18 protein-coding genes and 1 riboswitch are annotated in these 17,411 nt (G+C 36.9%); of the genes, 4 read left to right on the forward strand and 14 right to left on the reverse strand.

Features of this window, described 5'->3' with window-relative positions:
- Together ACEWK1_RS06050 and ACEWK1_RS06055 are read right to left on the reverse strand one after the other, a co-directional pair.
- Positions 1-348, reverse strand: a 348-nt coding sequence (locus ACEWK1_RS06050; RefSeq protein ID WP_416635764.1) for a hypothetical protein, incomplete at its 3' end; no start/stop codon positions are given.
- A 292-nt stretch (positions 349-640) separates the two neighbouring features.
- Positions 641-1,141 carry a CotO family spore coat protein gene (locus ACEWK1_RS06055; RefSeq protein ID WP_121664745.1) on the reverse strand — a complete coding sequence of 167 codons (501 nt, stop codon included), beginning with the start codon at positions 1,139-1,141 and terminating at the stop codon, positions 641-643.
- Between the two features lie 280 nt (positions 1,142-1,421).
- Between ACEWK1_RS06055 and ACEWK1_RS06060 the strand changes: the two genes are divergently transcribed.
- Positions 1,422-2,384: an EAL domain-containing protein gene (locus ACEWK1_RS06060; protein ID WP_212136158.1), complete on the forward strand. Its 963-nt coding sequence runs from the start codon at positions 1,422-1,424 to the stop codon at positions 2,382-2,384.
- Between the two features lie 40 nt (positions 2,385-2,424).
- On the opposite strand, the gene fabI is transcribed toward ACEWK1_RS06060, so the two are convergent.
- The 10 genes from fabI to mgtE form a co-directional block, all read right to left on the reverse strand.
- The gene (gene fabI / locus ACEWK1_RS06065) at positions 2,425-3,195 is read right to left on the reverse strand and encodes an enoyl-ACP reductase FabI (RefSeq protein WP_121664743.1); all 771 of its coding nucleotides are present in this window, start codon (positions 3,193-3,195) and stop codon (positions 2,425-2,427) included.
- Between the two features lie 103 nt (positions 3,196-3,298).
- Entirely contained in the window at positions 3,299-3,937 is a 639-nt protein-coding gene (thiE, locus tag ACEWK1_RS06070) for a thiamine phosphate synthase (protein WP_121664742.1), read from the reverse strand.
- Between the two features lie 129 nt (positions 3,938-4,066).
- On the reverse strand, positions 4,067-4,879 hold the full coding sequence (gene thiD, locus ACEWK1_RS06075) for a bifunctional hydroxymethylpyrimidine kinase/phosphomethylpyrimidine kinase (protein WP_416635765.1): 813 nt from the start codon (positions 4,877-4,879) through the stop codon (positions 4,067-4,069).
- 15 nt (positions 4,880-4,894) lie between these two features.
- Complete coding sequence (locus tag ACEWK1_RS06080) at positions 4,895-5,911, reverse strand: thiazole biosynthesis adenylyltransferase ThiF (RefSeq protein ID WP_416635766.1); 1,017 nt, start codon at positions 5,909-5,911, stop codon at positions 4,895-4,897.
- Entirely contained in the window at positions 5,911-6,678 is a 768-nt protein-coding gene (locus ACEWK1_RS06085) for a thiazole synthase (RefSeq protein WP_121664739.1), read from the reverse strand. The genes ACEWK1_RS06080 and ACEWK1_RS06085 overlap by 1 nt, the downstream gene beginning before the upstream one ends.
- 4 nt (positions 6,679-6,682) lie before the next feature.
- Positions 6,683-6,886, reverse strand: coding sequence for a sulfur carrier protein ThiS (thiS, locus tag ACEWK1_RS06090; RefSeq protein ID WP_121664738.1), 204 nt, complete (start codon positions 6,884-6,886; stop codon positions 6,683-6,685).
- Positions 6,887-6,890: 4 nt separating this feature from the next.
- Positions 6,891-8,009: a glycine oxidase ThiO gene (gene thiO, locus ACEWK1_RS06095; RefSeq protein ID WP_416635767.1), complete on the reverse strand. Its 1,119-nt coding sequence runs from the start codon at positions 8,007-8,009 to the stop codon at positions 6,891-6,893.
- Positions 7,993-8,601: a thiamine phosphate synthase gene (locus ACEWK1_RS06100; RefSeq protein WP_121664736.1), complete on the reverse strand. Its 609-nt coding sequence runs from the start codon at positions 8,599-8,601 to the stop codon at positions 7,993-7,995. Before ACEWK1_RS06100 ends, thiO begins: the two co-directional genes overlap by 17 nt.
- 88 nt (positions 8,602-8,689) lie before the next feature.
- A riboswitch (TPP riboswitch) is annotated at positions 8,690-8,798 on the reverse strand.
- 85 nt (positions 8,799-8,883) lie between these two features.
- Positions 8,884-10,731: a monovalent cation:proton antiporter family protein gene (locus ACEWK1_RS06105; protein ID WP_212136154.1), complete on the reverse strand. Its 1,848-nt coding sequence runs from the start codon at positions 10,729-10,731 to the stop codon at positions 8,884-8,886.
- Between the two features lie 126 nt (positions 10,732-10,857).
- Complete coding sequence (gene mgtE, locus ACEWK1_RS06110; protein ID WP_121664734.1) at positions 10,858-12,225, reverse strand: magnesium transporter; 1,368 nt, start codon at positions 12,223-12,225, stop codon at positions 10,858-10,860.
- Between the two features lie 359 nt (positions 12,226-12,584).
- Here mgtE and ACEWK1_RS06115 point away from each other — a divergent pair, with 359 nt between their 5' ends.
- The 3 genes from ACEWK1_RS06115 (at position 12,585) to ACEWK1_RS06125 (ending at position 15,300) form a co-directional block, all read left to right on the forward strand.
- Entirely contained in the window at positions 12,585-13,760 is a 1,176-nt protein-coding gene (locus ACEWK1_RS06115; protein WP_121664733.1) for an FtsW/RodA/SpoVE family cell cycle protein, read from the forward strand.
- A 62-nt stretch (positions 13,761-13,822) separates the two neighbouring features.
- Complete coding sequence (gene prpE / locus ACEWK1_RS06120; protein ID WP_121664732.1) at positions 13,823-14,557, forward strand: bis(5'-nucleosyl)-tetraphosphatase PrpE; 735 nt, start codon at positions 13,823-13,825, stop codon at positions 14,555-14,557.
- A gap of 251 nt (positions 14,558-14,808) precedes the next feature.
- Positions 14,809-15,300, forward strand: a complete 492-nt coding sequence (locus ACEWK1_RS06125) for a CBO0543 family protein (RefSeq protein ID WP_098798682.1) — start codon at positions 14,809-14,811, stop codon at positions 15,298-15,300.
- 359 nt (positions 15,301-15,659) lie between these two features.
- Here ACEWK1_RS06125 and ACEWK1_RS06130 read toward each other — a convergent pair whose 3' ends face one another.
- Positions 15,660-16,571 carry an RluA family pseudouridine synthase gene (locus ACEWK1_RS06130; RefSeq protein WP_212136153.1) on the reverse strand — a complete coding sequence of 304 codons (912 nt, stop codon included), beginning with the start codon at positions 16,569-16,571 and terminating at the stop codon, positions 15,660-15,662.
- Positions 16,571-17,374, reverse strand: a complete 804-nt coding sequence (locus ACEWK1_RS06135; protein WP_098798684.1) for an NAD kinase — start codon at positions 17,372-17,374, stop codon at positions 16,571-16,573. The genes ACEWK1_RS06130 and ACEWK1_RS06135 overlap by 1 nt, the downstream gene beginning before the upstream one ends.
- Between the last annotated feature and the right edge of the window lie 37 nt (positions 17,375-17,411).

Raw genomic sequence — 17,411 nt, forward strand, 5'->3', positions numbered from 1 at the left:
ACGTTTTCTGTCCCGATTCTCCTTGTATCGAGACATAAACCCTTCTCTGTACTCGTTTTCTGTCCCGATTCTCCTTGTATCCAGACATAAACTCTTCTCACAACTCGTTTTCTGTCCCGATTCTCCTTGTATCGAGACATAAACTCTTCCCTGTACACGTTTTCTGTCTCGATTCTCCTTGTATCGGGACATAAACTCTTCCCTGTACCTGGTTTCTGTCCCGATTCTCCTTGTATCGAGACATAAACCCTTCTCTATACTCGTTTTATGTCCCGATTCTCCTTGTATCGAGACATAAACTCTTCTCCCAACTCGTTTTCTGTCCCGATTCTCCTTGTATCCAAACATAAACTCTTCTCCCAACTCGTTTTCTGTCCCGATTCTCCCTGTATCGAGACAAACGCTCTTCTCCCAACACGTTTTCTGTCCCAATTCTCTTCGTATCGAGAAATAAACTCTTCTACCAACACGTTTCTGTCCCAATTCTCCTCGTATCCAGACAGCACCTCTTCTCCCAACACGTTTTCTGTCTCAATTCCCCTTCGTATCCAGACCTAACACCTCTATCCTAAACCACCATGTCCAAATTCAACCCAAAGAAAAAGCTAGACACACCAGTGCCTAACTTTTTTAAGTACAATTAAAATCCTAATAAGTTAATCGCTTTAATCTCAGCAAGCTCCAAGTCGATTGGTTTTGCGTGTGTTAGTGAACGGATCGTAACAATATTGTCTTCTTCTGACATAATAACGCCGCGGTATGTTTCCTCAGCTGTTTCAATCTGACATAGTGTTCTTGGCATATTTTTTGGTAAGTTTGTGAAGAACTCTACTTTTTCAGCAATATTCATTTGTGTGATTGGCTTTCTTTGTTTTCGATATTGTTTGACCGTTGTTTCTTCCTCAGGTTGTTCTTTTTCCTCAACAACCGCAACAGCTGTTTCTGGTTGTTTTTCTTCTGTTACCTCCTCTTCTTCCTCCACTACTGTTAGCTTTTGAGCTTTTATTTCTTTTGGTTGATCTGCTTTTTGTTGTTTTGATTTTTTTACAACAAATGATTGCATATTTACATCTATATCTTGATGTTCGGGTGAAACGATATACATAAGGGGCTTCATTTTGTAATTTTGTTTATTTGACACTCATATCCCTCCTATAAAACGTATGTCTACACATTCAACATGTTATGCTTGCGAACTGGGTAATGTGCCTATTTCTTTGAGGTTGTGATAAGATGATGAAAATTTATTTAAAAGAAGCCTATTTCCATACAATTTTCATGCCAAGAAATACGTCCCTCTCCAAAATAATGTAATTTTTACAATAGATTTACATCTCCTTAACAATAAACTGTTATTGTCGAATTACGTAGGAAAAGTAGATATCAGATCGTCTTAGTACGACCTTTAAAGGAGAAGTAGTATGAACAATATCAGTCAAGAAACGCCCGATCAAGCTAAACAATTAAAGAATCACTTTCTTGAGATCCTTGATCAGCGGCAGCTTACTGTTCATTTCCAACCAATTGTTCATTTTCATAGTAATACGATTTATGGATTCGAAGCTTTATCACGTGGACCAGTTTCTAGTCCTTTTTATCGCCCGGATGCTTTATTTCCCTATGCAGAAGAAGAGGGTTTATTATATTCATTAGAAAAATTAGCAAGAGAACGTGCATTTGAGTTAAGTAAGGATGCCATTACCAATCAAAAGTTGTTTATTAACTTAAATTCGCAGGTTATTTATGATAAAGAATTCAACGCAGGTCATACGATATCGGTACTAAAGCATTATGGTATTGAACCAAAGAATGTTGTGTTTGAAATTACCGAAAGAAATGCCATTAACGATTTTAAGGCGTTTCGAAATGCTTTAAATCACTATCGTGAGCAGGGATTTAAGATTGCTATTGATGATGCGGGGGCAGGCTACTCTTCGCTTCAATCCATTTCAGAATTGATGCCAGATTATATAAAAGTAGACCGTTCTCTTATAAGCGGTGTGGACCATAATGAGGTCAAATCAAACATTCTTGAAGCATTTGTAACCTTTGCCAAGAAAATGAATAGTCAAATTATCGGAGAGGGGATTGAAACTGAGGCTGAATTACAACGAGTCATGAATCTTGGCATCCAATTTGGTCAAGGATTCTTTCTTGCAAAGCCAGATCATCCTTTTCCACAAATCAATCCTTTTGCTAAAGAATGCATTGAATTGGCTAATCCTTATAAAAATAGAAAATCTGTTATTGTTGATGTTGGAGATGAAATTATTCTTGTTAAAAACGGAAGTATTCTCAAACGTCAACCTGCACGAACCTTATTACATGAAGACAACTTTCAAGAAAAACATGCTTCAAATTCGATACAATGTTATAAAAATTAATAATAAGAAGGCGACTCAACAATTGAGCCGCCCTTTTTAATTAAGCTAAAATATGATATCCGGAATCAACGTGTAGGTTTTCACCAGTCATTCCTCTTGATAAGTCACTGAATAAGAATAGTGCTGTATCTCCCACTTCTTCTGGTGTTGTTGTACGACGAAGTGGTGAACGTTCTTCAATGTCTTTTAAAATTGAGTTGAAGTCACTAATTCCTTTTGCAGAAAGTGTACGTATTGGTCCAGCTGAGATTGAGTTAACACGAATCCCATCTTTTCCTAGGTCGCTTGCTAAATATCTAACACTTGCTTCAAGTGAAGCTTTTGCTACACCCATAACGTTATAGTTTGGTAGTACTCTTTCTCCACCTAGGTATGTTAATGTAACGATGCTTCCGCCTTCTGTTAAAAGACCTCTTGCCTCTTTAGCCACAGCTGTTAATGAATAAGAGCTGATGTTTTGCGATAGTAAGAATCCTTCGCGAGTAGTGTTTAAATACTCACCTTGAAGCTCTTCTTTGTTTGCAAATGCGATACAATGAGCAATACCGTGAATCACACCAACTTGCTCTTTAATTGTTGCAAAACAAGTTTTGATTTCTTCATCGTTTGTAATATCACAAGGTATTACAAGGGATTCACCTTCTAATGAGTCAGCAAGGTCACGAACGGACTTCTCTAGACGTTCACCTGCATATGTAAAAATTAATCTTGCTCCAGCATTATGTAAAGAACGGGCAATTCCCCATGCAATACTACGTTTATTTGCTACTCCCATTACGACGATATTACGGCCTTTAAGTGATAAATCCATGTACATCCTCCTTAAATTAATACAAGTTATTAGTACCTGGTTATAATTATAGCATTGATATTAAATAAGTGCTATTTCATAATTTCCATTGTTAAGACTTTTTCTATTGTATCGAACAAAATGCTTGTGTTGCATCTTTTGGTGACTTCGCCTGGCTGATCGCACTGATGATAGCCACTCCATTTGCACCTGAATGGTAAACCTCACTGGCATTCTCTAATGTTATCCCACCGATTCCTACAATCGGCAAATGAATAAAGCCTGCTTCTCTTATTTGCGTAATAAGGGATGGCCCTACTACATCATGTGCATCTTGCTTTGTTTTCGTTGAGAACATTGGGCCAACTCCGATATAATCGGCTCCATCAGCTACTGCCTTTTTTGCCTCCTGAATGGAATGCGTTGAAATTCCAATCCATTTGGTAGCTCCTACTCTTTTTCTTGTATAAAAAGGATCACTATCATCTTGTCCAATATGAATTCCATCTGCGTTAAGCTCTAATGCTAAGTCAATATCATCATTCACAATAAATGGAATTCTATTCCTTTCACATAGCATTTTTAATTTTTTTCCTAAATAAACTTGTTCTTCACCTGCTAAAGCTCCTTTGCCCTTCTCTCTATATTGAAACATCGTAATGCCACCCTTTATGGCCTCAGACAATGTTTTTTCTGGATCAAAGGTAAAACAATTCACAGATCCCATTACAAAATATATTTTTAGTGCTTGAGATACGTTCATATTGTATGCCCCTTTTTGATGGTGCCTGGCACCACCCGAATTTTGTCGAATAAACCCAAAAGGACTGACTCGAGCCACAACAGTTGCTACCTGTCATGGCTCATCTGTGAGTCAGTCCATAGTCTTCATTTATACGGTTGTTATGTTGTTTTTCTTAAAAGCCCAATGATTGGTTGGGCCGTGTCCTCCACCAATCCCTAATTGATCTTCAATTGCAGCTTGAATAAAGGCTTTTGCCGTTGAAACAGCTTCACGTACACTTTTACCTTTACTAATTTCAGCCGTGATCGCAGCAGCGAATGTACAGCCGGTACCATGTGTATGCTTTGTTTCTTTTCGTATACCTTCGAATGTATCAAAACCCTGACCATCATATAACAGGTCAATAACCACTTCACCGTTAGGATCGTGACCACCTTTAATCATGACAAACGTTGCACCAAGATCATAAAGCTTTTTAGCAGCATCTTTTTTTTGCTCAAACGTTTCAATTTTCATACCTGTTAACACTTCTGCTTCAGGTATATTTGGGGTAATCACTTTAGCTAACGGCAATAAAGCGGTAATTAAAGCCTCTACAGCTTCTTCTTGTAATAATGATTGCCCGCCTTTTGCGACCATAACAGGATCAACAATGATATTTTCCCAGTTATAATGCCGTATTCTCTCCGCAACAAGCTGAATCATTTCAGCATTAAAAAGCATGCCTGTTTTAATCGCATTTGGTACTAAATCTTCTGCAACAGAATCAATTTGAGTTTTTAATGCTTCTATTGATAAAGGATAAACTCCTTGGACACCAAGTGTATTTTGAGCTGTAACAGCAGTGATTGCTGTCATGCCAAACACTCCAAGCTCTTGAAATGTTTTTAAATCTGCTTGGATGCCTGCTCCTCCTCCAGAGTCCGATCCCGCAATTGTTAAAGCACGAGATACTGTCATTTTATATCCTCCTTGCTACCCGATGTAGCGGTGATAAATCTTCTTCGCTTCAGAAATATCCTTCGTTCCGTGGATAAGGGCACGACCATCCTTAAATAGGACGATTCTGTGTTCACCAAACGTAAATGACATAAGGAATGGATTTTCTAAAAAAGCATCTGCAATCGGCATTATTCGCTCCGCAATTTGTTCAAAAGAAAATTGCTTACCTGAACTTGGTCTAATTTGCACAGTATCTCTACCGCATAGAACAGCAGCCTTTGTTTCCATTTCAGCCGTTAAGTAAGGAAAAACTGGATCAGTACCACAAGTTGGACATGCATCATTTTTCAGTCGATCCATATTAATTGAAGAATATTGGTTTTTCCATAAATCAAATGATACAAGCTTACCTCGCATGTTTTCCATATCTCCTACGAGAATTTTAAGTGCTTCTGCTGTTTGATGTGAAGCAACCATACTTACAATTGGTGAGATCACCCCGACTGTGTCACATGTCATTCCATCGAACGGGATATGCTTTAATAAGCAATGTAAACACGGTGTTTCACTAGGAATAATGGTGAACGATAAACCATAGCTTCCCACGCAGCCACCGTAAATCCATGGAATATTATTTTTTATTGAAAGATCATTAATCAATAATCTTGTTTCAAAATTATCCGTCGCATCTATGATCACATCTACACCTTCAGCAAATTCCTCAATATTTGCAGAGGTAACATCTTCTACATACGATAAAACTTCTACTTCTGAATTTATCTTTTCAAGATGCTGCTTTGCTGCAACAGCTTTAGGAATGCGATTGATCGCATCATCTTCTATATAAAGCTGCTGTCTTTGCAAATTGCTCCATTCAACATAATCTCGGTCAACAATTGTTAATGTTCCAATGCCAGCACGTGCAATCATTTCTGCGCTAGCCGTACCTAAAGCACCTGCTCCAACAATCAATACATGTTTTTTTCGTATGTTATCTTGACCCTTTTCTCCAATTGGAGTAAATAGCATTTGTCTAGAATAGCGTTCCATTAAGTCGTAATCATTCCTTCTGTTGGACTACTTGCAATAGCATAGTCTTTTTTAGCTATTCTACCAGCTTCATACCCTAGTCTTCCAGCTTCAATCGCTAACTTCATCGCAACAGCCATTTTCACAGGATCTTTAGCAGCCGACACAGCTGTATTTAATAGAACACCATCTGCACCAAGCTCCATTGCTAATGCCGCATCTGCTGGTGAACCAATTCCTGCGTCAATAATGACGGGCACTTTAGATTGCTCAATAATAAATGATAGATTAAGAGGATTTAGAAGTCCCTGACCAGAGCCAATTGGAGATGCTCCCGGCATAATAGCATGAACACCTAACTCTTCTAATCTTCTAGCAAGCACAACATCATCTGATGTGTATGGTAAAACGATAAAGCCCTCTTCTAAAAGCATTTCACTTGCTTTTAACGTTTCAACTGGGTCTGGTAATAATGAACGATCACAGCCAATAACCTCAACCTTAATCATGTCACATAAGCCTGATGCTTTTGCTAGTTTCGCAATTCTTACTGCTTCTTCAGCTGTTTTAGCTCCTGCTGTATTTGGTAGCAGTGTATATTTTGAAACATCTAATTGCTCTAAAAAATTAGGTTGTGATTCTTCGAAAATATTCATTCGGCGCACCGCAAACGTTAAGATCTCCGCTTCTGATTGGGCAACTGCTTCCTTTTGAATGTCAAATGAAGGGTATTTTCCTGTACCTAATAATAATCTTGATTGAAATGTTTTATCTGCAATTTTTAACATAAAATCATCCTCCTCCTACAAAATGAACTAACTCAATTTCATCACCATTTGAAATGATTGTGTTTTCATATTGATCTTTTAAAACAATCTCGCGGTTATGCTCAACAATAACAAGACGATCTTCCAGCTTGTAAAACGCCAGTAAATGCTGAATTGTTTTAACTTCTTGATTTAATTCAACCTGTTCACCATTTAATTTAATGCTCATGAAATCACCTCGTTGTTTGAGTAAGCTTTCTCGTTAAAGAAAAAGCATGAATATACTCTTCGTTTTGCTTTCTTTTTAAAATAAGATCTCTGACCATTGTTCCTGTTTTAGGAGCAAGCAGAATTCCATTTCGGTAATGTCCTGTTGCAAAGTAGATGTTCTCATCCTCAGGATGCTGTCCAATATATGGCTTTCCATCATCAGATTGTGGCCTTAACCCAGCCCAAGTATCGAGCAGCTTAGCGGATGTAATACTTGGCATCATCGGCGTCACTTTTTCAATCAGTGACTGAATTCCTCCAAGTGATGGTGTTGTACTCCAATCATCCTCAATCATTGTGGCTCCTACAACAAACCTTCCATCACCCTTTGGAACGATATAACAATGGTCATAGAAAAGAGTCTTTTCGAGATCTAAATGATCCCCTTGAACGGAAAGACATTCACCCTTAACCGGCCTCATATTGACCTCAAGTCCTAATTGTTTAAAAAAGTGTCCACTCCATACTCCATTTGCGATAACTACTTTGCTACAAAGATAATCCCCTTGTGGTGTTGATAACGTATACTCATTTGTAGCTGTTTTCTTAACAGAATGAACGGGTCTATTTTCTTTAAATGTTGCTCCTAGTAAGCTAGCAGATTTCGTGAAAGCCGCACATACATGTGTAGGAGAAACGTGGCCATCTTCAGGAATATAAAGCGCTCCTACGATCGAATCAGACACATGTGGTTCACCTTGTAAAACTGTTTCTTTCGTGTGCCATTCTAAAGTTTCATAATCTTCTACAGCTTTCTTCAAAACTCTCGCTTCATTTTCTGTCATTGCTAGCTTATACATGCCTTTATCAACTAGTTGAATATTAATCTGTGATAATTCTGACAGCTCATCACGTAAGATGTGATAGTGTCTTTGACTTTCCTTCGCAAACTGAAAAAAAGCATCATTATTTTCCAATTCGGAATTTGCCCCAAGCATTCCAGCAGCTGCACATGTTGCACCTGTACCACCTTTATGGCTATCTAATACAAGAACGGAGATTCCCTCTTTTGCAAGCTGATAGGCAATTGACTGCCCAATTATACCGCCGCCAACAATTCCAACATCATATTGTTTTTGCATGGTAACCCCCCTCTTTTAAATTGGTTAAAGCTGCAATTGGGTCACTGCTCGCTATAACATAGGACATAACAGCAACACCATGAACACTTACGTTTTTAAGCAACTTAATTGTGCTAGGAGTAATGCCTCCTATCGCAATAACTGGAATTGTCATGTGCTCACAAATTTCAGCTAATTGTTCTACACCTCTTGGAGGTAATGCTGCTTTTGAATTTGTTTCAAAGATGTGACCAAATAACAAGTAATCAGCCCCCGCTTCTTCACATCGTAGAGCTTCTTCTAGCGAATGGACAGACCGTCCAATTCTTACGTGCGAATCAAAAGCTCTTACTACCTCAACAGGAAGGCCGTGTCCTGGTAAATGAACATTAGGGATATTATGTAATAAAGCAACATCAAGTCGATCATTGATCACAAGCTTTTCCTTCGGTACACCCCGCTGAAGCAAATTTGACACAAGTAACATGATGTCTGAAGCCGTTTTCTGTTTTTCCCGGATATGAATATAATCCACATCTTGATGGAGCATCGTAAGTTTCACTGTTAATTCATTTACCGTTTGCTTGCCATCTGTAATGACATGAAATTCCACTTTTTTTCACCTTGATTCTTAAATAGTAAAGTTTTATAGGACGCAAAAAACCACTTTCCTATAGGAAAGTGGTTTACATACACAAAAAACCATGATGTATCCACTTCCCTACGCTGGTATCATCCAGATCAGGTTATAAGGGTCTTAAAGTCACACTTTAATCTCAGCCTCTATTTAAGGCTCCCCTAGCGGTTGTTTCTCTCGTATTTACTTATTTCTATCATACCAAATGTTTGGAAACTTTCAAGAGTAAGATACCCTGATGTTTTTTAATTGATAAAATTATATCAATTCCAACTCATGTTTAAGTTCATTTACATATTCTCTAGAGCCCGTCACAATTAGACGATCTCCTAATTTCAGGTCTGTATCTCCATGTGGAACAATTGAATCTTTGCCTCTGAAAATACGGACAAAAATAATGTCTCCTGTAAACGGAAAGTTTCGTAGCAGGATGTTATCGTATTTTGCATTATTTAAGTTAATTTGATATAGAGTTGTTTCCTGATTTGTTAAGATTCTCATAACACTTGGTGCTTCAATTAAAGCACGAAGCATCGTTTTTGTTGAAAGAAGTGTAGAGAAAATATCAATACCCTCATCCTTTAATTGACTTGCTAAATCAGGTGATGCCACACTAGCAATCACTCGATCAACTTGCTCTTTTTTTGCAAATAAGGCAATATCGGCATTTCGTTGTTCATCACCAGTAGCTACAACAATTAAGTCTACATCAAAAGCGTTTTGATCTTTTAATGTTTCAACCTGAAAATCATCAATTTCTCTAATCTCAAACAATGATTCAGAGATTTGTTTATCAATTTTATCTTGTTGAATATGATAAACCGTTGTTTCATAAAGATCTTGGTTTAGCTCTCTTGTAACTGGCAGTGACATTTGATTGGCACCAATAAAGGCAACCTTGATTTTGGTTGGTTTTCCTTCGCTTTTTGGAAAAAGCTTTTTAAAGAAAATCGGAGTTACTATACTCGTAATAACAGCAACTAAAATAAGCGCACCTGACATTTCAGCTGTGATAATCTCCATTCTTTCCCCAATCGTCGCAGCTGCAATGACAAGAGAAAGCGTAGATGTTAAGAGAAAACCAGCTGCAAGTGTTGTTTTGCCATCGTACCATCTTTTCAAATAATAAACAGGTAAAATCTTAGAAATCAGAAGTGCGATAAATAATAATGGAATAAGCAGGAAGATTTTTGGATCTTTAAACAAAGCCCAAATATCTAAATCAACTCCAACCATTACAAAGAAAATGGGAATAAGAAATCCATATCCGAAAGAATCAAGCTTTTGAACCATTTCTTTGTTAGGAGATAATAGCGAAACTAGCACACCTGCTAAAAAGGCTCCTAAAATATTTTCGGCACCAATTGTTTCGGAAATCGCCACTAATAAAATAATTAACGTAAAAACAGCTCGTGTCCCAATTTGAATCGTCCCTTTTGACATTGTTTCGATGAATGAACGATTCATAAATGTTTTTCCTAAGAAATAGAGCCCAACACCTGCTCCAAATAGAACTAATAACAACCATGTATTGTTGTCTCCACCACCATAAATGGAAGCAAAAACAGCAAGAAGCACCATTGTGACTAAGTCGGCGATAACAGCCACAAGTAAAATAATTTGACCAATATTGGATTTCATAATTCCTGCATCTTTTAATGTAGGTACTACTACTCCTAGAGAAATAGTCGAAATAATTAAGGTCATTAAAAACGCGTTATCCATTAACCCGATCCATACAAAGATGTAGGATAATAATAAGGATAGAGCAAAAATCCCAACAAATATGATGAGTGATACGAAAAACGCATTAGGTGCATCTTTACCAGAAGGAAGCTTCTCCTTTTTCTTTCCTCCTGCAAAAGCTGTAAAGTCTATTTCAAGACCACTAAGAAACATTAAGAAAATAAATCCAAGCATTGATAATGTCTCAAGCCACATATCCTGGTGGACAACATCAAAACCACTTTTTCCAATAATTAACCCAACGATAATTTCGGCTACGACGACTGGCATAAAGTTTAGCTTTAATCGATGTAGCAAAATAGGGGTTAGAAATGCTGCGAGAATAACAATAACTAATGAAGTTACAGATGCTCCATGCATCGTATCCCTCCTTTATCTTAAATTCAGTAATTATAAAAGGTAAAAAATCTAGCGAAGAATGTATATCTTCTATCATATACAAGCTAGAACATAACTTGTAACAATATGCTCTAAGCTGGAATCTAGTTAAATTAAATATTGCATAAACAAAGTCGCCATACCAAAATAAATTAAAATACTAATAATATCATTTATAGTTGTAATAAAAGGACCAGATGCAACAGCCGGATCCACCTTCAATTTATGCATAATTAATGGAATAAAGGCACCAGAAATCGTCGCTACAGTTAGTGTAGCCAATATTGAGATCCCTACTAGTGCACCTAGAAATAAGTCACCTTGCCATACAAAAACAACAACAGTCACAACAACACCACAAATGGCCCCTGTTATTAAACCTGTACCTGCCTCCCGAACAATCATCTTACTAAGATTTTGATCTTCAGTATCACCAAGTGAAATTCTTCTAACAGCAACGGCTAAAGCCTGTGTTCCTGTGTTTCCTGCCATACCGGCAATTAAAGGGATAAACACGGCTAAAATAGCAACCTTCTCTAATGTTGCTTCAAATCGACCAATTAAACTTGCTGTAAACATTCCAAGAAATAATAATATAATTAACCACGGCAACCTTTTTTTGGCAGCAGAAAACGGCCCTCTATCAGTGGAATCAACGTCAGATACCGCAGCAAGCTTCGAATAGTCATCACTTGCTTCTTCTTCAATAACATCGACGATATCATCAACAGTGATAATTCCTAGCAGATGTCCTTGAAAATCAACGACTGGGAGCGCAAGGAAGTTATAGTCTTTCATTTTTCTTGCAACTTCTTCTTGATCTTCCGCGACACTTACCGAGTAAACACGTTCATTCATAATGTCTGAAATCATCGTGTCAGGTTCACTAATAATTAAATCTCTTAACGAAATAACACCAGCAAGCTTTTCATCTTCATTCACAACAAATACATAATAAATTGTTTCAGCGTTTGGAGCTTCTTTCTTTAATATTTGCATGGCAGAATGAACCGTTTGATGAGCATGAATGGAGATATACTCCGTTGTCATGATACTTCCGGCTGTATATTCTTCGTAATGAAGCAACTCTCGTATTTCTTCAGCTGCTTCATCATCCATAATTGTTAAATAACTTGCAACCTGATCCTTATCAAGCTCATTTAAAACGTCAACGGCATCATCTGCATACATCTGTGCAAGCATTTGGGCAGCAAACGTTGGATCCATTTCTGATAAGTATGTTTGATAAAGGCCATCTTCATCTTCAATATTTTCAAAGACCGCTGCCATTTCTTCTGGGGAAAGAAAATGATAAACAGTCTGGCGATCTTCTGGGTCAAGCTTAATAAAAAAGCTGGCCTGGTCGTAAGGGTGCTGCTCTAAAAACACGGAACGAAAATCATCCATATTTTTCTGAGTAAGTGCTGAGAGCAGCGTTCCTTCTTCAAGCTCAACTTGTTCTCTTTCTTCTGACAAAGTCTGTTCCTCCTCTCTTTGTCATATATATTAAGGAAATAAATAAATTTTCGACATATACTTAAGTATTTCTACATATTGCGATTCACATTATAATAACTATAATATTCTATATGCATTTATTGAAGCAATAAGATGAACATTATTTACAAAAATAAAACATTTCCTTTTAGAGACTTTTTTTCCATTAAACGCGTTATATTCTGGAGCGGAAATCAACTTTCATTTAAAATGTAACCTAAGAAAACAGCCATTATGAAATGGATCCTTTGCAAATCGTTCACAATCCATTAAGATGGTTAATGATACAATGACTATATAGAAAATTTCAAGTTTAAAGATTTAGAAAGGGATCGACTATGACAAACGAAAAATCCCCACAACAACAAATAGATTACACATTAATTTTTATCATGTTTTTATTGGCTATCGTGAGTACATTCGCGATAAACAGTGCTGAATCCACCCTTCCAGAAACACTAAAGGGCATAAACTTTTCAATGAAACAGATTCAATGGTATATTATCGGATCATTCGCTGTTGTTGTTACGATGCTGATTGATTATGACCGATTTAAGCAGCTAGCCTGGTATTTATACGGCTTTGGTTTACTCCTTTTACTAGGTCTTGAAGTTTTACCACAGGGTATTGTTCAAACAATTAAAGGAGCAACAAGCTGGTATAGAATTGGTCCATTAGGAAATTTTCAGCCTTCGGAATTAATGAAAATTATTATTATCATTGTCTTGAGTAAGATTATTACAGATCATCGTGAAAAATACCCTAAAAATACACTAGCAGATGATTTTCTCTTAATTGGAAAGATTGCTGCGGCTGCGGCTCCGCCTGTCCTTCTTTTAATAAGACAGCCGGATATGGGGATGACCATGGTGTTCTGTGCGATTATCGGATCGCTTATTCTGATCTCAGGGATTCAATGGCGAATTATTGTTACAGCAGCTTCTACTTTTTTAATCGGTGCCGGAACATTTATTTTCATCTTTATTAAATATCCTGATTTTTTCTTAAAGTATATTTTACGCGGAGAAGAATATCAGCTAGATCGATTTTACGGCTGGCTTAATCCTTGGGAATATTCTGGTGAGCAAGGATTTCAGCTTGTTAAATCATTGTTAGCTATTGGATCGGGTGAATTACGTGGAAAAGGCTATCAAAATCTAGAAGTTTATTTACCTGAGGCACATACTGACTTTATCTTTGCGATTATTTCAGAGCAATTTGGATTTATTGGCGGTAGTATTGTTGTTTCATTGTTTTTCTTACTTATTTATCGCATGATTCATATCTCTCTAGAAAGCAATGATCCGTTTGGCAGCTTCTTATGCACAGGTGTCATTGGTATGATTACATTTCAGGTTTTCCAAAATGTAGGCATGACGATTGGGCTACTCCCAATTACAGGTCTGCCATTGCCATTTGTTAGCTATGGAGGAAGCTCTCTTGCCACTTATATGGTTGCTATCGGAATTGTTCTAAATGTCCGTTCACGAACAAGAAAATACATGTTTGACTAATCGAAGTGGTACCCTTATAAATAGGGTACTTTTTTTTACACTTTGACAAAGAGGCGATACATATGAAAATTGATGTTATTGGCGATATTCATGGATGTTTTCGTGAATTTGAGGAGCTAACAAAAAAAATGGGCTATGACTGGACAACTGGAATTCCCATTCATCCTAATGATAGAAAGCTTGCATTTGTTGGGGATTTGACCGATCGCGGGCCTGAATCTATAAAAGTAATTGAGATTGTCTACCAGCTTGTTCAAAAAGAAGGCGCACATTATTCTCCTGGCAATCACTGCAATAAGCTGTACCGCTACTTTCTTGGAAACAAAGTTCAAATTACTCACGGTCTTGAAACAACAGTAGCAGAATACGAGGAATTACCACCTAAAAAGAAAGCTGAAGTGAAAAATCAGTTTAAGTTTCTATATGAAGCAGCACCTCTTTATCAAATTCTTGATAACGGAAAGCTAATTGTTACTCACGCTGGAATTAGGGAAGATTATATCGGAAAAAGTTCAAATGCCGTTAAAACCTTTGTTTTATATGGAGATATTACTGGTAAAAAGAACCCTGATGGAACACCTGAACGTCGTGATTGGGCTCAACATTACCAAGGAAAGGCAATGATTGTTTATGGTCATACTCCTATTAAAGAGCCTAAACGAGCCAATCGAACGATTAATATTGACACTGGAGCGGTGTTTGGTAACAAGCTTACAGCATATCGTTACCCGGAAGATGAAGTGATCTCTGTTGAATCAAGCCTTCCTTATGATGAGTCACGGTTTCGGGAAAAGTAAAACGGATGAATGGCACAAAATTTTAATACCTATTTTTTATAGAAAAAAAGCTTCATCAATTAAGGGAAGTAATCCGATACTGTTGATAAAACCTAAAATATCAGTTGAATGATCATATAGCATGACAAATAACATATGTAAAACGCTTGGGTGTAATACCCAAGCGTTCTGTTTTTGATATCGTCTTGTTCAACTAAAACATATCATAAACGATTTGAAAAAGGGAAAGATGATAAATGGAGGTGTAAATATTGAGTAAAGAAAGGAATATCCCATACTATCTATTAAACAACAGCACTATAATTGGGTTAGTTCTATTACCCTTTGCCATCGTAAAACGTTCATTTAAAGATTGGGTAATTGTTTATCTAGTAAGCATTATAGGTAATTACTTTGCTGATAGTTATTTGGTATCAAAAGGGTATATAAAATACAAAAATAAGCTTTTTAAAAATGTTAAAATCCATTTACCTTTTGACTATATTCATTATCCCTTGTTGTTACTTTACTACAACCAATGGACACTTAACAGCAGACCAATTGGTATTTTTTTAAAAGCAATCATATTAATAACCCCTCAAATCATCTTAGAAACTTTAGCCGAAAGAAAAACAAAATTAATAAGATGGAAAAAAGGGTGGAGTTGGTATCACTCATTTCTAAGCATGATATTAAAACTGTTACTCTGCAGAAGTATCATTGCAATTATTAGAATAATAAACAAAGGGAAGATTTCTGTTTAATAAATAGAGAACCACTTTATTTTCTCCTTTGTTTTTTCAAACATGGACAAGGACAACCTATTCCCCTTCTTTCACTAACCTGCCGTTAGTTCAAGAACATTCCTTCATAAGCTCTAAAATTAATTTAACATAAAATCACAATGACAAAACTGATACAATAAAAATTCAACGTTGCAAATGGCAAAGCTATTAGCAAGTGACAACAGCTATTGTCGCGTTATATCGGTTGTGATTTTGTGTATGCAAATTCGAGTGTGTATATCTTATATCGTTGTTATATAGGTAAAAACGACTACAGACCAAATCTACGCGATTTGGTCTGTTAACTATTTTATGCTTCTTTCAACCGAAAAACGGACCTACTTACGCTTAAGATGAATCCTTTTCGCTAATTTCTCCATATCTTCCGGAAGTTTCGCTTGAAAACAAAGATCTTTTTCTAACAAGGGATGCCAAAATGATAGCTCTGAGCTATGTAAGGCTTGCCTATTAATATCTAGTTGATTTCCACCGTATAACGTGTCTCCACATAAGGGATGTCCTATTGATGAAAGGTGAACCCGAATTTGATGAGTTCTCCCCGTTTCTAACACTAACTTTACATGTGTTCTATCTTTGTAGGAGCGAAGCACTTGAAAATGTGTGACAGCACTCTGGCCATCGTCACATACCTCTCTCTCAATAATACTGTCTTTTTTTCGTCCAATAGGACTTGATATCGTTCCTTTTTGCTCCTCCATCACCCCATGCACAAAAGCTTCATACGAACGATGAATACTTTTACTTTTTTGCATATCTGAAAACAACGAATGAGCAAAACGATGCTTCGCAACTAACATCAACCCAGAGGTATCTTTATCCAAACGATTTACGATATGAATGGTGGAAGGAATATGATGCTCCTCATAATAATGAATTAATCCATTTGCTAATGTTCCCCTTACATGATCTCTCGATGGAATTGATGGTACAAAAGGAGGTTTATTAATAACCAAACAATGCGAATCTTCATATACGATGCTAAAGGGAACTCGATCTGCCTCAAGTCCTGACCCCTTTTCTTCCTTTGGAAAAATCACGGTTAAAAAATCATCTTTTTTTAACTGATATCGAACTGTAACATGACGATCATTCACGAGGATCTCTCCGCCATGAAATTTTATATCCGTTAAAGCTCGCTTTGATATTTTTTTCTCTTTCACAAAATCTAAAACGAGCTTCCCATCATCTTTTGATGTTATTTTCCACTCTAATTGAAATGTTGACTCCATTAACGATCTGTATCTCCAACAAAAGAATCACGAACTCTTTTCCAGAAAGGAAATGGCTTGAAGCGGGCAAAACGTACGTTTTCATTTGCCACACGACATTGAATTGATTTCACATCTTTGTGTAACAGAGTAAGATGATCAATTGTAATCTGAAAGTCAACATCATTAACAGGTTTCAGCATACATGTATGATGTTCAGGCAAAATTAACGGCGAACCGATTGTACGGAAAACACGATTGTTGATAGAAGCCATTTCCGCCAACTGAATGGCACGTAAAGAAGGATGTAAAATTGCCCCACCTAATGCTTTATTGTAGGCTGTACTGCCTGATGGTGTAGAAATACATAAGCCATCACCACGGAATGTTTCAAACATTTGCCCTTTAATCTCAACGTTCATGACAAGTGTTCCTTCAATACTTTTCACTGTACATTCATTAAGCGCTAGATATCTAGCCTCTCTTCCCCCGTCATTATGACGAATAATAACCTCTAAAATCGGGTATTCAACAATTTGATACGGCGTTTTAGCAATAGCAATCACAAGCTTTTCAATTTCTTCTGGAACCCAATCAGCATAAAACCCAAGATGCCCTGTATGCACCCCAATAAAGGCAGTTTTGTCTAATCTGCTTCGATAGCGATGAAAGGCGTATAAAAGGGTACCATCACCACCTACAGAAATAACAATATCCGGCTGATCTTCATCGTAATCCAGTTGAAAATCCAATAAGTAGGTTTTCATTTTTTGCATGATTGAATTAGAAACCGGATCTCCCTTGGATGATATGGCAAATTTCATAAAAATTACCCCTTTATCGTTTAAATTTAAAATCTCT

The organism is Metabacillus sp. YM-086 (assembly GCF_048059995.1).
GTDB classification, from domain to species: domain Bacteria; phylum Bacillota; class Bacilli; order Bacillales; family Bacillaceae; genus Metabacillus; species Metabacillus litoralis_B.

Bases quoted from the DNA above. Each gene is read 5' to 3' on its own strand.
- thiE (WP_121664742.1), bottom strand. From the start codon at position 3,937: ATGAACGTATCTCAAGCACTAAAAATATATTTTGTAATGGGATCTGTG.
- fabI (WP_121664743.1), bottom strand. From the start codon at position 3,195: ATGGATTTATCACTTAAAGGCCGTAATATCGTCGTAATGGGAGTAGCA.
- ACEWK1_RS06080 (WP_416635766.1), bottom strand. From the start codon at position 5,911: ATGGAACGCTATTCTAGACAAATGCTATTTACTCCAATTGGAGAAAAG.
- ACEWK1_RS06135 (WP_098798684.1), bottom strand. From the start codon at position 17,374: ATGAAATTTGCCATATCATCCAAGGGAGATCCGGTTTCTAATTCAATC.
- thiS (WP_121664738.1), bottom strand. From the start codon at position 6,886: ATGAGCATTAAATTAAATGGTGAACAGGTTGAATTAAATCAAGAAGTT.
- prpE (WP_121664732.1), top strand. From the start codon at position 13,823: ATGAAAATTGATGTTATTGGCGATATTCATGGATGTTTTCGTGAATTT.
- ACEWK1_RS06105 (WP_212136154.1), bottom strand. From the start codon at position 10,731: ATGCATGGAGCATCTGTAACTTCATTAGTTATTGTTATTCTCGCAGCA.
- ACEWK1_RS06085 (WP_121664739.1), bottom strand. From the start codon at position 6,678: ATGTTAAAAATTGCAGATAAAACATTTCAATCAAGATTATTATTAGGT.
- ACEWK1_RS06130 (WP_212136153.1), bottom strand. From the start codon at position 16,571: ATGGAGTCAACATTTCAATTAGAGTGGAAAATAACATCAAAAGATGAT.
- thiO (WP_416635767.1), bottom strand. From the start codon at position 8,009: ATGCAAAAACAATATGATGTTGGAATTGTTGGCGGCGGTATAATTGGG.
- thiD (WP_416635765.1), bottom strand. From the start codon at position 4,879: ATGACAGTATCTCGTGCTTTAACAATTGCGGGATCGGACTCTGGAGGA.
- ACEWK1_RS06060 (WP_212136158.1), top strand. From the start codon at position 1,422: ATGAACAATATCAGTCAAGAAACGCCCGATCAAGCTAAACAATTAAAG.
- ACEWK1_RS06115 (WP_121664733.1), top strand. From the start codon at position 12,585: ATGACAAACGAAAAATCCCCACAACAACAAATAGATTACACATTAATT.